Origin of the sequence: Nocardioides sp. TF02-7 (genome assembly GCF_022437945.1) — a bacterium.
Taxonomy (GTDB): domain Bacteria; phylum Actinomycetota; class Actinomycetes; order Propionibacteriales; family Nocardioidaceae; genus Nocardioides.
Genome location: NZ_CP092535.1, coordinates 3870730 through 3888492, shown reverse-complemented (window position 1 = coordinate 3888492; position 17763 = coordinate 3870730). Strand labels below are relative to the sequence as shown.

Below are 17763 nucleotides of genomic sequence, written 5' to 3'. Positions count from 1 at the left end.
CCGCTTGCGCGGCTTCCGGAGAGTCGATGGTGCCGGTGGTCGTCTCGACGATGAGGACCAGGTTTGGGGGGGCGCCGGGAAACTGGCGGGTCAGCAGCTCGGCTGCCTGTTGCGACTCTGCCGAGGGATCCAGGTAGGCGCCAGAGACGAGCTTGTCGCCTGCATCCCGTCCGGCCAGTCCAGCCAGGACCATGAGCAGCAACGCCGTCAGCAGTACCCAGCCGCGGCGACGGAGCAAGAGACCGACGAACCACCCAGGCTCCGCGTCCGGCTCTCGCGTCCCGCTCCCCCGGCTACGAACCGCTGTCTCTGTCATGGCGAACCCCTTATGCGCTACCCGCTAACAGCGGCGTTGGACGATCAATAGTTCGGACGCTATCATCGGCGTATGTCGATGACAACGGCCAATGACGACCCGGCTCTGCGGCGCGGAGCATCTCTGTTCCACGGCCTCGCCGATCGCAACCGGCTGGCGATCGTCCGCCAGCTGTCCGCGGGCGAGCGCCGGGTCGTGGACCTGACCGAAGCTCTCGGGCTGGCCCAAGGCACGGTGTCCGGGCACCTGGCCTGCCTGCGTGACTGCGGCCTGATCGTGGGTCGTCCTGAGGGGCGACAGATGTTCTACTCCATCGCCCACCCGGAACTGATGGAGCTGCTCGCGGCGGCCGAGCAGGTCCTGGCACTGACCGGTGACGCAGTCGTGCTCTGCCCCAACTTCGGCGCCGAAACGCTCACCGACACCACCCCTACGACGACTGAGGAAGTAGCACCGTGACGGACGCCTGCGGCTGCGGCCACGACGAGCCCCGCGACGACGACGGCGAGCTTGAGGAACACGAGCCTGAACGACTCTGGCAGGTCAGCGAGCTAAGGTTCGCCGCCCTCGCAGGAGTCTTCCTCCTCGCCGGATTCATCGCCGACCGATCCGGGGGCTCCGACTCGACAGTCACGGGCCTGAATGCCATTGCCCTGGCGCTCGGCGCCTGGACATTCGTTCCGAACACGTTGAGGCGACTGGCCAAGGGCAAGATCGGCGTCGGCACTCTGATGACGATCGCCGCGATCGGCGCGGTCTTCCTCGGCGAGGTCGCCGAAGCCGCGATGCTGGCCTTCCTGTACTCCATCAGCGAGGGCCTGGAGGAGTACGCCGTCGCCCGCACCCGCCGGGGGCTGCGCGCTCTGCTGTCCCTGGTCCCGGCCGAGGCCACCATTCTTCGCGCCGGCGCCCAGGTCGCCGTCGCCCCGGGCGACCTCGCGATCGGCGACCTGCTCCTGGTCCGCCCAGGTGAGCGCGTCGCCACCGACGGCGTCATCCGCAACGGTCGCACATCCCTGGACGTCTCCGCCCTCACCGGCGAGTCCGTGCCCGTCGAGGCCGGCGTCGGCGACACCGTGTACGCCGGTTCCATCAACGGCACCGGCGTCCTCGAGGTCGAGGTCACCACAACCGCCGAGGACAACTCCCTGGCTCGGATCGTCAACATCGTGGAGGCCGAGCAATCTCGTAAGGGCGACGCACAGCGCCTCGCCGACCGGATCGCCAAGCCGCTGGTGCCCGGGATCATGGTTCTGGCCGCCGTGATCGCGATCATCGGGAGCCTGCTGGGCGATCCGTCCACGTGGATCGAGCGCGCCCTGGTGGTTCTGGTCGCCGCATCGCCGTGTGCGCTGGCGATCTCCGTGCCGGTCACCGTGGTCGCCGCCATCGGCGCCGCGAGCCGTATCGGCGCGCTGGTCAAGGGCGGCGCCGCTCTCGAGGCCCTCGGCCGGATCCGGACGGTCGCCCTGGACAAGACCGGCACCCTGACCCGCAACCAGCCGGCCGTGGTCGACGTCGCCACCGCTCAGGGCCAGACCCGCGAGCTGGTCCTCGACATCGCGGCCGCGCTGGAGTCGCGCAGCGAGCATCCGCTGGCCCGCGCGATCCTCGCCGCGGTGCCCGAGCACCGCGACGCCGACGACGTCGAGGCCGTTACCGGGGCCGGCCTGACCGGAACGGTCGCCGGCCGGCCCGCCCGGTTGGGGCGGCCAGGCTGGATCGCCGCCGGCGAGCTCGCCGACCCGGTCAAGGCCATGCAGGAGGCCGGCGCGACGGCAGTGCTGGTGGAGTACGACGGAACCGTGATCGGTGCCGTCGCCGTCCGCGACGATCTCCGTGCCGAAGCCGCCGAGGTGGTCGCCCGCCTCCAGGCCGGAGGCTACGACGTCGCCATGCTCACCGGCGACAACGAACGGACGGCAAGCGCCCTGGCCGCGCAGGCCGGGATCAGCGACGTGCACGCCGAACTCCGGCCTGAGGACAAGTCCGCCATCATCGCGCGCCTGCGGGAGAGCCGGCCGACCGCGATGGTCGGGGACGGGGTCAACGACGCCCCGGCCCTGGCCACCGCCGACGTCGGGATCGCGATGGGCGCGATGGGCAGCGATGTAGCCATCGAGACCGCCGACGTCGCGCTGATGGGCGAGGACCTGCGCCACCTGCCGCACAGTCTGACCCACGCCCGCCGCGCACGGTCGATCATGCTGCAGAACGTCGGCCTCTCTCTCGGCCTGATCGCCATCCTGATCCCGCTCGCTGCCTTCGGTGTGCTCGGGCTCGCCGCGGTCGTCCTGGTCCACGAGATCGCGGAGATCTTCGTGATCGGCAACGGCGTCCGTGCCGGCCGGGCCCGCCCACTTCCCCCCGGCCCCGGCGGATGCGCCCGCGGCTCCCGCGGTGCCGACGGAAGTCGGGGCCAGGTGAGCTCCCGGCCGACCGCTGCGGCTCGCCGCGCGCGGACCGCTCGGGCCGCTCGGGCGGTGGTGTTCCTTGCCGCTGCCGCAGTCGCTGCCATCGACCTGAGCGCGAAGGCAGTCTCCGAGGCGCGGTTGACCGACTCGCCGGTCGACCTCGGACTGATCAAGCTGCAGTTGGCCTACAACCCCGGCGTGGCCTTCAGCATGGGCGACAGGTTGCCCGCTGGTGTCATCGTGGGTCTCACCGCCGCCATCTCCGTCGCGTTCGCTGTCTACGCCTGGTTTCGCGCTCCGCGCGCCGGGCGGCTCGAGCGGGTAGCCGGGGGCGCCGTCATCGGCGGCGCGGTTGCCAATGTGGTAGACCGCGCGGGCGACGGAGTGGTCACCGACTACCTGCACACCGGCTGGTGGCCCACGTTCAACCTCGCCGACACCTTCCTCGTCATCGGGTGCATCGGGATCGCACTGCTGCACGCGCGCCCAGAAGGTCGCACCGACGATGCTGACGCGCCACTGAAGGACCAGCCACTGTCCCCGATGACCACGGAGAACCCATGAGCGCCGACACCGCCGCGCTGACCCGACGCGGCTTGCGACTGGCCTGGCTGATCGTCGTCTGGGACCTCATCGAGGGTGCCGTCGCGATCACCGCTGGCCTGGCAGCCGGCTCCATCGCCTTGCTCGGCTTCGGCATCGACTCGGGCATCGAGGTCTTCGCCGCATCGGTGGTCATCTGGCAGCTCCGCGGCGGCGCGGCTGCACGCCAGCGCCCCGCCCTCAAGGCCATTGCGGCCACGTTCTTCGTGCTGGCCGCCTATGTCTCCTTCGAGGCCGTACGGGACCTGATCACGACCGACAAGGCGGGAGAGTCGCTGATCGGCATCATCCTCAACGTGGTCGCACTGGCCGTGATGGTCCCGGTAGCGCTCGCCCAAGGTCGCACCGGACGAGCACTCGCTAACCCGGTCCTGGTCGCGCAATCCAAGGAGACTTGGCTCTCCAACTACCTCTCCATCACCGTGCTCGCCGGCCTCGCGCTGAACAGCACCGTCGGCTGGTGGTGGGCCGACCCCGTCGCTGCACTTGCCATCGCAGCCGTTGCCGTGCGCGAAGGCACCGAAGCCTGGCAGGAGGCCTTGGAGAAGACTCCCCCGACGGCCAGGGACAGTTCGACCCACTGACCCGGGCGAAGCCCTTTATGCACCCGCTACTGACGCCCGGGCAGATGACGGGATTGCATGCCAATCTCGGTCGGCTGGCGACCTGGGTGCACCTGGATTCCTGAAGGTCCCTATCCAGCAGCGACGCGGCAACCACGAAGGAGTCCCGATGTCGATTCCGACCCAAATGAGCCTCGTCGGCTTCATCGCCTCAGCACCCGAACTGCACTTCACCAAGGCCGGCGCCGAGTGCTGCCGCATGCGCGTCGGCATCGAGCAGTGGCGCAAGGGGGTCGACGGCAGCTTCACGAAGCTCGACCCGACCTTCCACGACATGGTCGCCTTCGAGAGCACCGCCCGCGAGACTTACGCCCGCTTCCGCAAGGGCGACTCGTTCGTCGCGAGCGGCTACGTCCACGAGTACGAGATCGACGGCCGCGAGGGCAATGTCATCAAGGAGGAGTTCGTCGCCCGCAAGATCGGCCACAACGTCAACAAGACCGACTACGTCGTCCAGCGCGGCCGGCACGCTGCTGACCGGTCCCTGACCCCTGTGCCCCAGCCGCCCGCCGTTGGCCTCTGATCGGACTCGCCATGAGTCCGTACCCGGACGATCCCGACGACGCGGACGGCTGCCGCAGCGTGACCGACATCCTGGAGCGACCGCCGGTTCCGATCAACTGGAACCTCCTGGACGCGGAGCAGGCCGAGATCGAGTGGCACGACCTGGACCAATGGGTCAAGTGGCTCAAGGGCACGTTCGGCCTCCCGCCGAACATCGTGCCGCCGTACTGGCACCGCCACGACGAGCTCGTCTGGGAGCTGTCGGCACTGCACTGCCACTGGCTCAGCTGTTACCACGAGTCGGCGTCGCCGTCGGCACCCATCAGTTGGATGCGGGAGTTCGCCGAAGCTCGCGGCCGGCTGCGGGACTGGGTCTCGATCTGCGGCACACGGCTCGACCGCGACCGCCCGACCAGGCGGACCACCTGGCCCGGCGAGCTACCTGCTGACGCCGGCGGTGAGATCGAGATCCGCGACCGCGACAAGGACTTCGCCGACTTCGTTCGCGAGGACGTTCTGCGCCGTCGCCGGATCGAGGCGATCGCGAACCAGCAACTCATCGGGTGAGCCGGATTCGTTCCATAGCCAAGTCGCGCCCACGTTCGTCCACAGCATTCGCGCCGCCAGACGCCTGGTGGCGATCGTCGTCGCACGGTCGATCCCCGACCCCTGAAGGAGGGAACCATGCTCCTCCCACACGCACAGACCCTCGCGCAAGCCAGGTCGTACGTCGCTGCACTGGCCGACCGGGCACTGACCGTCGAGTCGTCGTCCGCGTATGAGCGGGTGCTGCTGGAACTGGACCGCGTACACGGCGACGACTGCCCGGCACTCGACACCGACGATCTCACAGACGACCGCGACCTCCCTGCTCGCCGTCGCCAGCAGCGCCGTAGAGGGGCTCGAGAACTACGGAGTCGACCCGCTTTCGGTCGAGCTGATCCTCGCGATGCTCGTCGACGCGCAAGATCTGGACATCGGCTGATGTACGGCGAGAACGGTGCTCAGATGCGGACGGAGTTGGCGGGGCTTCTGCGTCAGCACCGAGTGATGCACCGCCTCGCCGCGAACTCGCCGACCGAGCGGGCTGAGGTCGGGCAACAGATCCTGCGCTACCGGCGCACGCTCCTCACCTGGTGCGCGCAAGCCATCCGTGTGGCACAGCCGCTCACGTTCCCGAACATCCCGCATAAACCGGCAGACCCCTTCCGCGCCACGAGCGAGCATGGCGCAGCAGTGGGCGAGCTGGCTAGGGGCCCTGGAGCTCGCTCGCGACCAGGCAACGAGGCCGGCCGCATCTAGTACGGATATCGGGACGCCGAGCCCGAACGAGGTTGTCGAACACTGGCGCTTGGCGGCAAGGGCCGCGGCACTCGCCGAGCACGACACCGCGCCCGACCTTGCAGTGCATCTGACGGCAGCCCAAGCCCGAACTGTCGCAGGCGACGTCGCGGCGATCAGTCAGGCACTGGTTGTGCTCGATCGTCGCTACCGGAACACGCCCGAGTGGGAGCCGCTCGCTGGATGCGACCGGCTCGGGTGGGCCGCGCTTGCTACGGCGCTCGACGTCAACCTCGGACAGCCCGACTACAGCGTCGACCAGACCGGATGGCGACCGCGGACCAAGCCGATCCGTGGCCCCGCCAAGCCGGGGGTCCTCGGAGTGCTCCAGGCCGAGCACAACCTCCTGGTCCGACTGAACTCGCTCCCGAACGCCATGAACCTGCGCCTGATCGTCGACTCTCAGCGCCTGCTCACCTCCCAGCTCATCCCATACGCAGAGCGGGTCGATCCCGAGCTGGCCGAGCAATGGCGAGCCCGCACGGCGACGTACACGCGGATCCAACGCGAGCTCCGCAACGTCGGGGGAAGACTCGGCAACGGCGCCGGCGCCACAGCAGAGGCCGCGAACGCGGTCAGCCGGATGAAGGCGTTGCCATCCGGCACCGTGATCGAGCCGCGGATGCTCGGAGGCTTCCAGACGCTCTTCCGCGGCATCGACGAACGCATCAGCGATGTCCTCGAAGCCGGTGTCGATCGCGGGGCATTCGTCCAGCGGGTGTCCGTCCCTCGGCTGGTGAGCGGCGACGGACGGCTGGTCCATCCGGTTCGAGAGCGCTTCGTGCCGGTCACCCGCGCCGCCGACCTCGAGGTCATCAGAACGGCCCGTGAGTACCTGCGGCCCCGGCCAGAGCCGGCCGTGGCGTCGCCGGGCGCGAGCCGCGTCGATCTTCATGCCGCCCCTCATCCACCGACCGCATGACAAGAGAGCGCGTCCCGATGTCCCCCTATCTCTGAGGCCATCGGTCGTGCGCTGGCGAAGCTCGTCCACCTCATGAGTGAGCCCGAGCAAAGGAGAGCAGATGTCCGCCGACATGAACAGTTCGGACGCCGTCGTCTCGATGGTCCACGACCCGTTTCTGAACACTGACGACGCCTGCGGGTATCTGGGCGTGCCGAAGGCGACGCTGTTGACGTGGCGCGTGCGCCGCCCCGGCTACGGCCCCCGCGCCGTCAAGGCCGGCGGCCGGCTCAAGTACCGCCTTTCCGAGCTCGACCGGTGGCTGGAAGCACATGAGGAGTCCTTCACTGAGGAGCAGGTGGAGGCCGCCCAGGCGATTGAGGAGAAGCCCAGTGCGCCGGCGCGCAAGGTCGTCCGGACCCGTACTCGAGCAGCCAGAGGAAGAGAGACGTGGCCAGGCAGAGACTGATTGTCGGCACCTACGGCGAGATCAACTGCACCCAGCGGCCGAACGGAACCTGGTTGGCCCGCGCCCGCTACTGCGACATCGACGGCGTGGTGCGGGAATACCGCAAGAGTGGCGAGACCAAGACAAAGGCGAAGAACAACCTGAAAGCATTCTTTGTCGAACACACCGGCACATTCGGCGACGGTGCCCTCGCCCCGGACGACAACGTGCAGCGCCTTCTCGACCTCTGGTTCGAGAAGATGGAGCAGGCCGATGGCGGCCCCCAGCAAGGAGACGCTCGGGTACTACCGATCTCACGCCCGCTGGGTCCTGGACAAGGACAAGACGGATCACCCACTCGGCGCTTATCAGTTGCGCCACGTCCGCCCGGTCATTATCCAGGCCGCGTTGGACAGCTCCGGCGTGTCGGCCGACATGCGCAAGCGGATCCGCAGCGTCCTCGTTCGGGCCTTCGACCTGGCGATCTTCCACGAAGCCATCAATGGCAACCCGGCCACCGCGGTGCCCTCGGTTCCGGTGCCGCGACGGAAGAAGAAGCCAGTCCCCGTGACGGATCTGGATGCCGTACGTGCAGCCATCCGTGAGTGGGCGAACGCGGAGAAGCGAAACGGCCCCAAGAGCGTCGACCTACCCGACATCGTCGAGATGCTGGTCGCCACCGGAATGCGCATCGGTGAACTACTCGCCCTGCGCTGGTCCGACATCGAACTGAGCCCTCCGCCCTCACGCCGGGGCGACGACGACTGGTTTCCGTGGCTGATGGTCAACGGGCAGATCACCTCCAAAGGCAAGCGGGTCGACTACGGCAAGACCGACGCCGCCATCCGCCCCATCGCGCTCCCCGACTGGGCGGCGGCGCTGCTGCGCCGTAGGAGGCTTGCCCAGACGCCCAATGACCTCGACGCCGTCTTCGTCACGCGCAACGGCACCTGGCACTACCCCACCAACATCCAGGGCCGATTGCGCCATATCCGCCTGCTCGAGGACTATGCCGACCTCGAGGTTCTTCAGGGCGTCACGCCTCACTCCTTTCGCCGGACGGTGGCAACTGAGATCGACGAGGTCTACGACGCAGAGGCGGCCAAGAATCAGCTCGGACACACGTCAACGACGATCACCGAGCGGCACTACATCAACCGCAAACTCGTAGTGCCGGACTACCGGGCCGCCACCGAGCGCCTCGCTCCAGGCGCTGGAGCGCGCGATGGGAATGAAATCGACAGATAGGGCCCATCCCCGGCACGGCCCTGCCGGCCTGAGAACGCTGCGCTGACGACCGACCAGGCTCGCGGTCGGCCGGGAAGCCCATCCGTGCGCTCCGCGGCCGTCTGCGGCGACTCTGCAGATCCTCGCTAGTCCCGCTACGCCCAATGTCCCGCTTGCGAGAGCCCGAAGAGGGTGCTCTGGACGAAAGTGCGCCCAAAGTGCGCCCAAAGTGCGCCCTAAGGCGGACGCGTGAGCGTGAGCCCGCGCATCGGGGATTACGTCACCGCAGGTCAGAGCCGGCTTTCTCCAGCAGCGCCACGCATTCGACGTGATGCGTCATCGGGAACAGGTCGAACGCGCGCAGGCTCGCGAGTCGGTAGCCGTGCTCGGCGAAGACCGCCAGGTCCCGGGCCAGCGCTGCGGGATCGCAGGCGACGTACGCCACGGCCCGCGGCCCGCGGGCGACGACCTGCTCGACGACGGGCCGCCGGGCGCCGGCGCGTGGTGGGTCGAGGACGGCGACGTCGAACGGCTCGTCGTGGTCCGCTTCCAGCACGGCCCCGACGTCACCCGCGGTGGCGGTGATGCCGGGGCAGTTCTCGAGCGACAGCGCGGACGCGCCGGGTGCGCCCTCGACGGCGACGACCCGGCCGGCGGGCCCGACCGCGTCGAGGAGGAACCGGCTGAACAGGCCGACGCCCGCGTAGAGGTCGAGGGCCGACTCGCCCGGCCGGGGTGCGAGCGCCTCGAGCACGGCCGTCACCAGCGCCTGCGGCGCCCCGGGGTGCACCTGCCAGAACCCGCCGGCGGCGACGCGGAACGTGTGGCCGCCGACCTCGTACGACGGCCCGCCCGGCGCCGCGATCAGGCAGTCGTCGACCGGCACCACGTCGTGCGACCGGTGCTTGCGCATGCCGAACCCGCCGCCGGGCAGCGGGACGAAGCGCTGGCGGGTGCGCCAGCGCAGGCCGTCGACGTCGCCGGGCACCGCCTCGACCTCCACGTCGACGTCGAGACCGGCCAGCCGGCGCAGCTGCTCGCGCACCACCTCGGCCTTCAGCTCCCGCTGCCGGGGCAGGGCCACGTGCTGGAAGTCGCAGCCGCCGCAGCGGTCCGGGCCGGAGAACGGGCAGGGCGGCGGCACCCGGTCGGGTGAGGCGGCCAGCACCTCGACCGCGTCGCCGCGCCAGAACCGGTCGCCCTCGGTGCCCTCGGTGAGCTCGACGACGACCCGCTCCCCCGGGATCGCGTGCCGGACGAAGACCACCCGGGTGCCGCCGTCGCCGGCGGGCACGCGGGCGACGCAGTGGCCGCCGTGCGCCACCGGTCCGACCTCGACCTCGAACCGCTCGCCGACGACCGACCGTCCGCGGGGCCGGCGGGCGCGCGGCCGACGGGGGCCGGGGCGTCGGGACCGGCCGGTCACCGGCGTCCCGGCCCGCGGACGACCTGGCGGCCCCGGACGCCCCGCGCCTCGTCGCGCTCCTCGCGCTCGCGGGCGACCTGCGACGACCGCAGCTGGTAGGGCACCGACGTCACCATCACGCCCGGCGTGAACAGCAGCCGGCCCTTGAGCCGCAGCGCCGTCTGGTTGTGGAGCAGCTGCTCCCACCAGCGACCGACGACGTACTCCGGGATGTAGACCGCGACCACCCCCGCGGGTTCGCGCGGCGGATCGCCGTCGCGTACTCGACGACCGGCTTGACGATCTCGCGGTAGGGCGAGTGGAGCACCTTCAGCGGCACGCCGGTGTTGCGGTCGTCCCACTCCTCCAACAGCCGCGCCGTGTCGGCCTGGTCGACCGAGACGTAGACCCCTCGAGGGTGTTGGGGCGCGTCGCCTTCGCGAACGCGAGGGCACGCAGCGTCGGCTTGTGCAGCTTGGAGACGAGGACGATCGCGTGCACCCGGGTCGGGAGCGCCTTGTCCTCCTCGTCGGCCGCGAGCTCGAGCGCCACGCTGTCGTAGTGGCGCTTGATGGCGACCATGATCGCGATGAACGACCCCATCGCCAGGATCGTGATCCAGGCACCGGCGATGAACTTCGTGACCATCACGACCACGAGCACCGCCGCGGTGATCGCGAACCCGGTGCCGTTGACCACCCGGGCCCGCTGCATCCGCAGCCGCTCCGCCGGGTCGCGCTCGGCGCCGAGGAGCCGCGTCCAGTGCTTGACCATCCCGAGCTGGCTGAGCGTGAACGACACGAAGACGCCGACGATGTAGAGCTGGATCAGCCGGGTCACCTCGGCGTCGAACGCCACGATCAGCGCGACCGCCATGCCGGTGAGGATGAGGATGCCGTTGCTGTAGGCCAGCCGGTCGCCGCGGGCAGCGAGCTGGCGCGGCAGGAAGCCGTCCTTGGCGAGGATCGAGCCGAGCACGGGGAAGCCGTTGAACGCCGTGTTGGACGCCAGCACGAGGATGATGCCGGTGGCCACCACCACGAGGTAGAACCCCGGCGAGAAGTTGTCGAAGACCCCGTGGGCGATCTGGGCGATCAGCGTGTCCTGGTGGTAGTCGCTCGCCACCGGGTCGCCGTTGCCGTCGACGAGACGCTCCAGGTGGTGCGGGTCGACGTACTTGACGTCCATCGCGTTGGCGAGCGACACGACGCTCAGCATCAGCGTGACCGCGATCAGGCCCAGCAGCAGCAGCGTCGTCGCGGCGTTGCGGCTCTTGGGCCGGCGGAACGCCGGGGACGCCGTTGGAGATCGCCTCGACCCCCGTCAGCGCCGCGCACCCGGAGGAGAAGGCGCGTGCCACCAGGAACACGAGGGCGATCGTCGTGATGTCGTCCTCGTAGCCCGGCGCCGGGAGGATCTCGAGCCCGGCGCTCGGCGCGTCGGGGAGGGTGCCGTTGACGAACCGCACCGCGCCCCACAGGCACATGCCGCCCAGAGCCACCATGAACAGGTACGCCGGCACGGCGAACGAGGTGCCCGACTCCCGGACGCCGCGCAGGTTGACGAGGGCGAGCGCCACGACCAGGACCACCGCCACGAGCACCCGGTGGTCCTCGACGAAGTCGATCGCGGCGGCGGCGTACTGCGCGGCCGACGACAGCGACACCGCCACGACGAGCACGTAGTCGACGATCAGCGCGCTGGCGACGGTGACCCCGGCGCGGGGGCCGAGGTTGGCCGTGGCGATCTCGTAGTCGCCGCCGCCCGAGGGGTAGGCGTGCACGTTCTGGCGGTAGGACGCCACCACGATGAGCAGCACGACGGCGACGGCGACGCCGACCCACAGCGACAGCGAGTAGAACGCGACGCCGGCCAGGGCCAGGATGATGAAGATCTCGTCCGGGGCGTAGGCCACGGACGACAGGGCGTCGCTGGCGAACACCGGGAACGCGATCCGCTTGGGGAGCAGGGTCTCGCCGAGCTGAGCGCTCCGGAGCTTGCGTCCGAGCAGGATCCGCTTCGAGACGTCGCCGACACCCACGGGAGGAACGTTAGGCCATGCCGGGTGCTATAGCGTTCTCGACGTGCATGTCGTGATCATGGGCTGCGGCCGCGTCGGATCGACCCTCGCGCGCAGCCTCGAGGACCGGAACCACACGGTGGCCGTGATCGACAGCGAGCCCGACGCCTTCCGGCGGCTCGGGCCGGGGTTCAACGGCGACAAGGTGGCCGGCATGGGCTTCGACCAGCAGGTGCTGGAGAAGGCCGGGATCCGGCGGGCCGACGCGTTCGCCGCCGTGTCGAGCGGCGACAACTCCAACATCATCGCCGCACGGGTCGCCCGCGAGACCTTCGGCATCCAGCGGGTCGTGGCCCGGATCTACGACCCCGGCCGCGCCGAGGTCTACCAGCGGCTCGGCATCACCACGGTGGCCACGGTGAAGTGGACCGCCGACCAGGTGCTGCGCCGGCTGCTGCCCGCGGGCGCCGAGCCCGACTTCCGCGACCCCTCCGGCACGATCCGGATGGACCACATGATGGTGCCGGAGTCGTGGGTCGGCCACCGGATCGGCGCCTTCCAGGAGCAGGCGCAGGCGCGCGTGGCGTGGATCGACCGGCTCGGCGAGGGCATGCTGCCGACCGGCGAGAGCGTCATCCAGGAGGGCGACGTGCTCCACGTCGTCGTCCGTGAGGACAAGGCCGACCGGGCCTACGACGTCCTGAAGCACGGACCGGACCCCGAGGCCTGAGGAGGACACGATGCGGGTCGCGATCGCCGGCGCCGGCGCCGTGGGGCGCTCCATCGCCCAGGAGCTCATCCAGAACGGCCACGAGGTGCTGCTCATCGACAAGTCCGCCACCGCCATCCGTCCCGAGCGGGTGCCCAACGCGGAGTGGCTGCTCGCCGACAGCTGCGAGCTGTCCTCGCTCGAGGAGGCGCGGCTCGACAAGTGCGACGTCGTCATCGCCGCCACCGGCGACGACAAGGCCAACCTGGTGACCGCGCTGCTCGCCAAGACCGAGTTCGGCGTGCCGCGGACGGTCGGGCGGGTCAACCACCCCAACAACGAGTGGCTGTTCACCGAGGCGTGGGGGGTCGACGTCAACGTGTCGACGCCCCGGATCATGTCCGCGCTGGTCGAGGAGGCGGTCACGGTCGGCGACCTGGTGCGGCTGTTCACGTTCCGCCAGGGTGGTGCCAACCTGGTGGAGATGACCCTGCCGGCGGACTCGCCGTACGTCGGCAAGCCCTCGGGCCTGATCCCGCTCCCGGAGAACTGCGCGCTCGTCACCATCCTCCGCGACGGCCAGGTCTACGTGCCCACCCCGGAGCAGCCGGTCGAGTCCGGCGACGAGCTGCTCTTCGTCGTGCCGGCCGAGGCCGAGGACGAGCTCGAGCGGCTGCTCGCGCCGACCGCGCACCCCGGCTGATCAGCCGGCGGGCTCTGCCTCTGCCTCGTCGAGCGGCGTCGCGTTGCGGGCCAGCAGCCAGACCATCAGCGACCAGGAGCCGACCCGCAGCACCCAGCCCAGCCCGGTGCGGAGGATCGCGATCGCCGCGACGGCGACGTCGGGGTCGATGACGTCGTAGTGCCCCATCAGCCACACCGGCCCCCTGCAGCAGCACGCCGACCGCCCCGGGCATCAGCATCACCCAGGTGAGCCGGTTGCACAGGCGCACGACCTGCTTGTTGTCGTGCCACCCGAGCGGGTCGTCGGTCGCCGCGCCCAGCATGAAGCCCAGGACCGGCCACCCGGCCAGGCAGGACGCACCCATCAGCACGGTGTAGCCGAGGCTGAACAGGATCCCCGGCAGGAAGAAGGCCAGCGCCTGGTCGGTCTCCGACCCGCCCTGGCTCTCGGCCCACCGCACGAAGACCCAGCCGATGCCGATGCCGAAGATCGCGTTGAAGACGTACTGCACCGAGCTGCGCTGCAGGAGCCGCAGGAGCAGCGCCGCGCCGGCGACGACCAGGCTGCCCACGAGCGCCCACTCGAGCTCCTTGGTCGGCAGCCACACCGCCGTGAACACCAGGCCCGGCACGCCGGCCTCGAGCATGCCGCGCCGGCCACCCAGCGACGAGGCGAGCTGGTGCCGCACCAGCGCCTCGACGGTCGCCACGCCGATCTGGCGTGCGGCCTCGGTGCCGAGCGGGTGCTCCTCGGCTGCCGTCCCCTCCCCGTCCGCGGCGTTCACAGCAGCTCGTACCGCGGGTTGAACAACACCCGCTCGCCGTCGTGCGCACCGATGCGCCCCCAGACCTCGATCGACCGGCCGGGGTCGATGCCGGCGATCCGCCGCCGTCCGAGCCAGACCAGCGTCAGGGTGCCGGTGCCGTCGTAGAGCTCGGCCTCGAGGGCCGGCACCCCGCCGCGCGGCTGCAGCGTCACGGTGCGCAGCGAACCGCGGAGCCGGACCGGGGTCCGGTCGGGCGCGTCCGCGATCGGCTGCACGTCGCTGGTGACGAACGTGCGACGCAGGTCGCGCGCCTCGGCCTCGGACGAGCTCGCCCACCGGCTGATCGTCCGCCGCAGGCGGCCCTTGGTCGCCACGTCCGCTCCCCTCGTCCTCAGGAGCCGTCCACGCCGTCGCCGGCCGGGCGCTCCGCCTGGGCAGCCCCCCTTCTCGCGGGCCTGCCGGACCGCCTCGGGGAGCGTCAGCGGCAGCTGCTCGCCGACCGGCATCGCCTGGGTGCCGCGACGCACGGCCACCGAGGTGAGCGTGCTCGTCCACTCCTCCGCCGCCGCCTGGTCGCGGGCCGGGCGGCCGAGGAACGTGGCCCGCAGCAGCCACCGGGGACCGTTGATCCCCACCACGCGGGACACCTGCTTGCCGACCTGGCCCTCCTGGGTGCGGACCTGCACCTCGCAGACCAGCTCGGTGCCGAACCGGCCCTCCTCCTCGGTCGCGGTGCCTCCCTTGCGGGCGGCGTCGGCGGCGATCTGCGGTCGTACCTCGTCCCACAGGTCGCCGTTGCGCGGGGCGGCGTAGACGCGCAGCTCCATCGCGCCGTCCTGTCCCGCGAGCACCACCGAGCGCACGCTGCCGGACCGCTCGTCCACCTGCACCCGCAGGTCGCGGCCCGGGCCGGGCGCCACCAGCAGCGACCCCAGGTCGATGCGCTCGACCCCGTCGTCGGGCAGCTCGTCGGCGTCGTAGGGGCCCGCCGGCGCCGGCCGGTCGGCCTCGGCGTCCGTCGTGCGGGGCGATCCCGGCGCGGCCTCCTCGGCCGTCCCGGTGTCGTCCGTGCCGGGCTTGCGCCGGAACCTCACGTCTGTCTCCTCCAGGTCGTCCCCGGCACCGCGCCGCTGGTCGGCGGAGGCGTGCCGAAGCCTCCGGTAGAACCGTAACCTCCGGTGCCACGGACGCTCTCGGGAAGGTCGTCGACCGGCACGAACCGGGCCCGCTCGAACCGCTGGACGACCAGCTGGGCGATCCGGTCGCCGCGGCGCAGGCTGATCGCCTCGCGCGGGTCGTGGTTGATCAGCAGCACCTTGATCTCGCCGCGGTAGCCGGCGTCCACGGTGCCGGGGGTGTTGACGATCGACAGCCCGTGGCGGGCCGCCAGACCCGAGCGGGGGGTGCACCAGCGCGACGTACCCCTCGGGCAGGGCGATCGCGACGCCGGTCGGCACCAGCGCCCGCTCGCCGGGCTCGAGCGTGACGTCGACCGCGGTCACCAGGTCGGCGCCGGCGTCGCCGGGGGTGGGCGTACGCCGGCAGCGGCAGCTCCGCGTCGAGACGGCGGACCGCGACCTCGAGGTCCGCGGGGTCCACGCCGGTCGGGTCGTCCCTGTCATCCGTGTCGTCGTGGTCGTCGCGGAGCACGAGTCAGACCCTACTGACGCCGGCGCCCGTGCCGGATGGGATCCTTCCTCCTGTGAACAGGGGGCCCGACTACGAGGAGCGGCTGACCGTTCCGCTGCGGTGGTGGGCCCAGGGGACGATGCTCGTCGCGATCGTCTGGCTCACCGTCGTGGTCGCGGTCCCGGGCCCGACGGCGTGGGTGGTGACCGGCGTGGCGCTGGCCCTCGTCGCCCTCGGCCTGTTCTGGTACGGCGACGCCCGCGTCGTCGTGCGCGACGGCTGGTTCCAGGCGGGCCGGGCGCGAATCGAGGCCGAGCACCTCGGCGCGGTCGCCGCCCTCGACGTCGAGCAGACCCGCCGGGTCGCCGGGCCGCAGGCCGACGTCCGGGCCTACCTGCTGCTGCGGCCCCTACATCAACCGCGCGGTGCGCGTGGAGGTGGCCGACCCGGCCGACCCCGCGCCGTACTGGTTGGTCAGCTCGCGCCACCCCCGAGGCGCTCGCCGACGCCCTCTCCTCGCTGCCGCGTCGCGGCTGAGACACCCGCACCCGCACCCGGCGACCGGGTGGGCGGGGCGGATAGGGTCGTCCCATGGCGAACGCAAAGGGCGACAGCTCGAAGGTGTGGTCGGTCTTCTCGCTGGTGGCCGCGCTCGGCGGCGCCGCCGTGGCGCGCAAGGTCCTCGACAAGGGCTGGCAGGTCGGCACCGGCAAGAAGCCCCCGGAGAACCCGGCCGACCCCGACGTCCAGGTGTGGGAGGCGGTCGCCTGGGCCGCGCTCACCGGCGCCGTGGTCGCCATCGCCCGGATGTTCGCCCAGCGCCGCGCCGCGCACTACTACCAGAAGTCCACCGGCGCCCTGCCGCCCCCGCTCCGCAAGGACGGCCAGTAGCGGTCAGCCGCGCTCCGCGACACGCTCGGCCCATCCAAAGCGACCGTCGGCCGCCAAGCAGCCTCTCGCCGCGCCTACCTCGACCGCGCGGCCGGCAGCGTGGCGCACGCGGCGAAGCCGCACGGCGCGAAGCCCCCGGGCCAGGGGGCACCGCACTGCCTGCCGAAGAGCACTTCCGGCCCGGGCGGCGAGCGCCGTCTGCGACACGCTCGGCCCATCGACGGCCCTGTGCCGCCAAGCAGCCTCTCGCCCCGCCTACCTCGACCGCGCGGCCGGCAGCGTGGCGCACGGCGGCGAAGCCGCACGGCGCGAAGCCCCCGGGCCGACGTACCGCACTGCCTGCTGAAGAGCACTCACGGCCCGGGCGGCGAGCGCCGTATGCGACACGCTCGGCCAAGAAATCAGGCGCAGTCGAAGCAGATCATCTTCTTCTCGTCGGCGAGCTGGCTGCGGTGGTGCACCAGGAAGCAGCTCATGCAGGTGAACTCGTCCTCCTGCTTGGGCTTGACCTCGACGGCCAGCTCCTCGTGGGACAGGTCGGCTCCGGGCAGCTCGAAGGACTCGGCGGCCTCGGCCTCGTCCTCGTCGACCTTGCCGGAGTTCTTGTCGTGGCGGCGCGCCTTGAGCTCTTCGATGCTCTCCTCGGACTGCTCGTCCTCGTTCTTGCGCGGTGCGTCGTAGTCGGTCGCCATGACGCCTCATCTCCCTCCGGCTCGCCGTCGCTCAGTACCCCGCCCCGGACTGCGGAGTCCGATCGGCGCGGCAGATTGTGCACCATCCCGGTCGTCAGCGGTACACCAGGGCGGTGCCGGAGGCCGGGGACTCGTCGCAACAGTGGTCGGGCGGTGCCTATTCCCGCAGGAAGCCGGCCTCTCGCACCGCCTGGAGGAGCTCGTCGAAGCCGTGCTGCGGGGCGCACACGAACAGGTCGGTCCCGCCCACTCCGGGGTGAGTCTCGAACCGGGCGCCGGCGAGCCGGGCGATGAACCCGCCGGCGGCGTGGTCCCAGAGGTTGACGCCCTCCTCGACGTAACCGTCGAGGGCGCCCTCGGCGACGTGGCAGAGCTCGAGGGCGCAGGATCCGTGGCGCCGGATGTCGCGGACGACGGGCAGCAGCCGGGTGACGGCCTCGGCCTGCACGGCCCGCAGCTCGGGCACGTAGGCGAACCCGGTCGCGATCAACCGCTGTGAGAGCGGGGCGGGTCCGCGCACCGTGAGGGGGGCGGCCGTCGCGGGTGACGGAGCCGCCGCCGGGCAGGGCCGGGTCGGCGTACCCGACGT

Annotated in this window: 16 protein-coding genes and 6 pseudogenes; 14 read left to right on the top strand and 8 right to left on the bottom strand. The window is 71.1% G+C overall.

Going from position 1 to position 17763, the window contains the following annotated elements:
* The first annotated feature begins 388 nt into the window (after window positions 1–388).
* From MF408_RS20080 to MF408_RS20035, 10 genes and pseudogenes are all read left to right on the top strand, one after another.
* Window positions 389–775 (top strand): metalloregulator ArsR/SmtB family transcription factor, encoded by a 387-nt coding sequence (locus MF408_RS20080; protein ID WP_240249130.1) that lies wholly within the window; start codon window positions 389–391, stop codon window positions 773–775.
* A pseudogene (locus MF408_RS20075) lies at window positions 772–2673 on the top strand (cation-translocating P-type ATPase); the annotation flags it as partial. The gene MF408_RS20080 and the pseudogene MF408_RS20075, both read left to right, overlap by 4 nt.
* 66 nt (window positions 2674–2739) lie before the next feature.
* Window positions 2740–3294: a signal peptidase II gene (gene lspA / locus MF408_RS27215; RefSeq protein ID WP_240252079.1), complete on the top strand. Its 555-nt coding sequence runs from the start codon at window positions 2740–2742 to the stop codon at window positions 3292–3294.
* On the top strand, window positions 3291–3917 hold the full coding sequence (locus tag MF408_RS20065) for a cation transporter (protein WP_240249129.1): 627 nt from the start codon (window positions 3291–3293) through the stop codon (window positions 3915–3917). The genes lspA and MF408_RS20065 overlap by 4 nt, the downstream gene beginning before the upstream one ends.
* A 148-nt stretch (window positions 3918–4065) precedes the next feature.
* Window positions 4066–4479 (top strand): single-stranded DNA-binding protein, encoded by a 414-nt coding sequence (locus MF408_RS20060; protein WP_240249128.1) that lies wholly within the window; start codon window positions 4066–4068, stop codon window positions 4477–4479.
* Between the two features lie 11 nt (window positions 4480–4490).
* Window positions 4491–5027 carry a hypothetical protein gene (locus tag MF408_RS20055; protein ID WP_240249127.1) on the top strand — a complete coding sequence of 179 codons (537 nt, stop codon included), beginning with the start codon at window positions 4491–4493 and terminating at the stop codon, window positions 5025–5027.
* A gap of 211 nt (window positions 5028–5238) precedes the next feature.
* The gene (locus tag MF408_RS20050; RefSeq protein WP_240249126.1) at window positions 5239–5445 is read left to right on the top strand and encodes a hypothetical protein; all 207 of its coding nucleotides are present in this window, start codon (window positions 5239–5241) and stop codon (window positions 5443–5445) included.
* 240 nt (window positions 5446–5685) lie between these two features.
* Entirely contained in the window at window positions 5686–6723 is a 1038-nt protein-coding gene (locus tag MF408_RS20045) for a hypothetical protein (RefSeq protein WP_240249125.1), read from the top strand.
* 100 nt (window positions 6724–6823) lie between these two features.
* Window positions 6824–7171: a helix-turn-helix domain-containing protein gene (locus MF408_RS20040; RefSeq protein ID WP_240249124.1), complete on the top strand. Its 348-nt coding sequence runs from the start codon at window positions 6824–6826 to the stop codon at window positions 7169–7171.
* 252 nt (window positions 7172–7423) lie between these two features.
* Window positions 7424–8398: a tyrosine-type recombinase/integrase gene (locus tag MF408_RS20035; RefSeq protein ID WP_240249123.1), complete on the top strand. Its 975-nt coding sequence runs from the start codon at window positions 7424–7426 to the stop codon at window positions 8396–8398.
* A gap of 259 nt (window positions 8399–8657) precedes the next feature.
* Here MF408_RS20035 and MF408_RS20030 read toward each other — a convergent pair whose 3' ends face one another.
* Entirely contained in the window at window positions 8658–9803 is a 1146-nt protein-coding gene (locus MF408_RS20030; RefSeq protein WP_345893777.1) for a TRAM domain-containing protein, read from the bottom strand.
* Window positions 9800–11823: pseudogene (locus tag MF408_RS20025) on the bottom strand (APC family permease). Before MF408_RS20025 ends, MF408_RS20030 begins: the two are co-directional and overlap by 4 nt.
* Window positions 11824–11866: 43 nt before the next feature.
* Between MF408_RS20025 and MF408_RS20020 the strand changes: the two are divergent.
* Together MF408_RS20020 and MF408_RS20015 are read left to right on the top strand one after the other, a co-directional pair.
* Complete coding sequence (locus MF408_RS20020) at window positions 11867–12532, top strand: TrkA family potassium uptake protein (RefSeq protein WP_240249121.1); 666 nt, start codon at window positions 11867–11869, stop codon at window positions 12530–12532.
* 10 nt (window positions 12533–12542) lie between these two features.
* On the top strand, window positions 12543–13214 hold the full coding sequence (locus tag MF408_RS20015) for a TrkA family potassium uptake protein (protein ID WP_240249120.1): 672 nt from the start codon (window positions 12543–12545) through the stop codon (window positions 13212–13214).
* A 250-nt stretch (window positions 13215–13464) separates the two neighbouring features.
* On the opposite strand, the pseudogene MF408_RS20010 reads toward MF408_RS20015, so the two are convergent.
* The 4 genes and pseudogenes from MF408_RS20010 to dut form a co-directional block, all read right to left on the bottom strand.
* Window positions 13465–13842: pseudogene (locus MF408_RS20010) on the bottom strand (DUF3159 domain-containing protein); the annotation flags it as partial.
* A 134-nt stretch (window positions 13843–13976) separates the two neighbouring features.
* Window positions 13977–14336 (bottom strand): OB-fold nucleic acid binding domain-containing protein, encoded by a 360-nt coding sequence (locus MF408_RS20005; RefSeq protein WP_240252078.1) that lies wholly within the window; start codon window positions 14334–14336, stop codon window positions 13977–13979.
* 93 nt (window positions 14337–14429) lie between these two features.
* Window positions 14430–14936: pseudogene (locus tag MF408_RS20000) on the bottom strand (DUF3710 domain-containing protein); the annotation flags it as partial.
* Between the two features lie 116 nt (window positions 14937–15052).
* Window positions 15053–15507 (bottom strand): annotated as a pseudogene (dut, locus tag MF408_RS19995) (dUTP diphosphatase).
* 223 nt (window positions 15508–15730) lie between these two features.
* Between dut and MF408_RS19990 the strand changes: the two are divergent.
* Window positions 15731–15940, top strand: a pseudogene (locus MF408_RS19990) (DUF3093 family protein); the annotation flags it as partial.
* A gap of 242 nt (window positions 15941–16182) precedes the next feature.
* A complete protein-coding gene (locus MF408_RS19980) occupies window positions 16183–16482 on the top strand; it encodes a DUF4235 domain-containing protein (RefSeq protein ID WP_240249119.1) in 300 nt (99 codons plus the stop codon).
* 401 nt (window positions 16483–16883) lie between these two features.
* Here MF408_RS19980 and MF408_RS19975 read toward each other — a convergent pair whose 3' ends face one another.
* Both MF408_RS19975 and MF408_RS25955 read right to left on the bottom strand, forming a co-directional pair.
* Window positions 16884–17174, bottom strand: coding sequence for a DUF4193 domain-containing protein (locus MF408_RS19975; RefSeq protein ID WP_240249118.1), 291 nt, complete (start codon window positions 17172–17174; stop codon window positions 16884–16886).
* A 157-nt stretch (window positions 17175–17331) separates the two neighbouring features.
* Entirely contained in the window at window positions 17332–17694 is a 363-nt protein-coding gene (locus tag MF408_RS25955) for an inositol monophosphatase family protein (protein ID WP_275693243.1), read from the bottom strand.
* Window positions 17695–17763: the final 69 nt, after the last annotated feature.

Bases quoted from the DNA above. Each gene is read 5' to 3' on its own strand.
- MF408_RS20080 (WP_240249130.1), top strand. From the start codon at position 389: ATGTCGATGACAACGGCCAATGACGACCCGGCTCTGCGGCGCGGAGCA.
- MF408_RS20065 (WP_240249129.1), top strand. From the start codon at position 3,291: ATGAGCGCCGACACCGCCGCGCTGACCCGACGCGGCTTGCGACTGGCC.
- MF408_RS20060 (WP_240249128.1), top strand. From the start codon at position 4,066: ATGTCGATTCCGACCCAAATGAGCCTCGTCGGCTTCATCGCCTCAGCA.
- MF408_RS20055 (WP_240249127.1), top strand. From the start codon at position 4,491: ATGAGTCCGTACCCGGACGATCCCGACGACGCGGACGGCTGCCGCAGC.
- MF408_RS20050 (WP_240249126.1), top strand. From the start codon at position 5,239: ATGAGCGGGTGCTGCTGGAACTGGACCGCGTACACGGCGACGACTGCC.
- MF408_RS20045 (WP_240249125.1), top strand. From the start codon at position 5,686: ATGGCGCAGCAGTGGGCGAGCTGGCTAGGGGCCCTGGAGCTCGCTCGC.
- MF408_RS20040 (WP_240249124.1), top strand. From the start codon at position 6,824: ATGTCCGCCGACATGAACAGTTCGGACGCCGTCGTCTCGATGGTCCAC.
- MF408_RS20035 (WP_240249123.1), top strand. From the start codon at position 7,424: ATGGCGGCCCCCAGCAAGGAGACGCTCGGGTACTACCGATCTCACGCC.
- MF408_RS20015 (WP_240249120.1), top strand. From the start codon at position 12,543: ATGCGGGTCGCGATCGCCGGCGCCGGCGCCGTGGGGCGCTCCATCGCC.
- MF408_RS19980 (WP_240249119.1), top strand. From the start codon at position 16,183: ATGGCGAACGCAAAGGGCGACAGCTCGAAGGTGTGGTCGGTCTTCTCG.
- MF408_RS19975 (WP_240249118.1), bottom strand. From the start codon at position 17,174: ATGGCGACCGACTACGACGCACCGCGCAAGAACGAGGACGAGCAGTCC.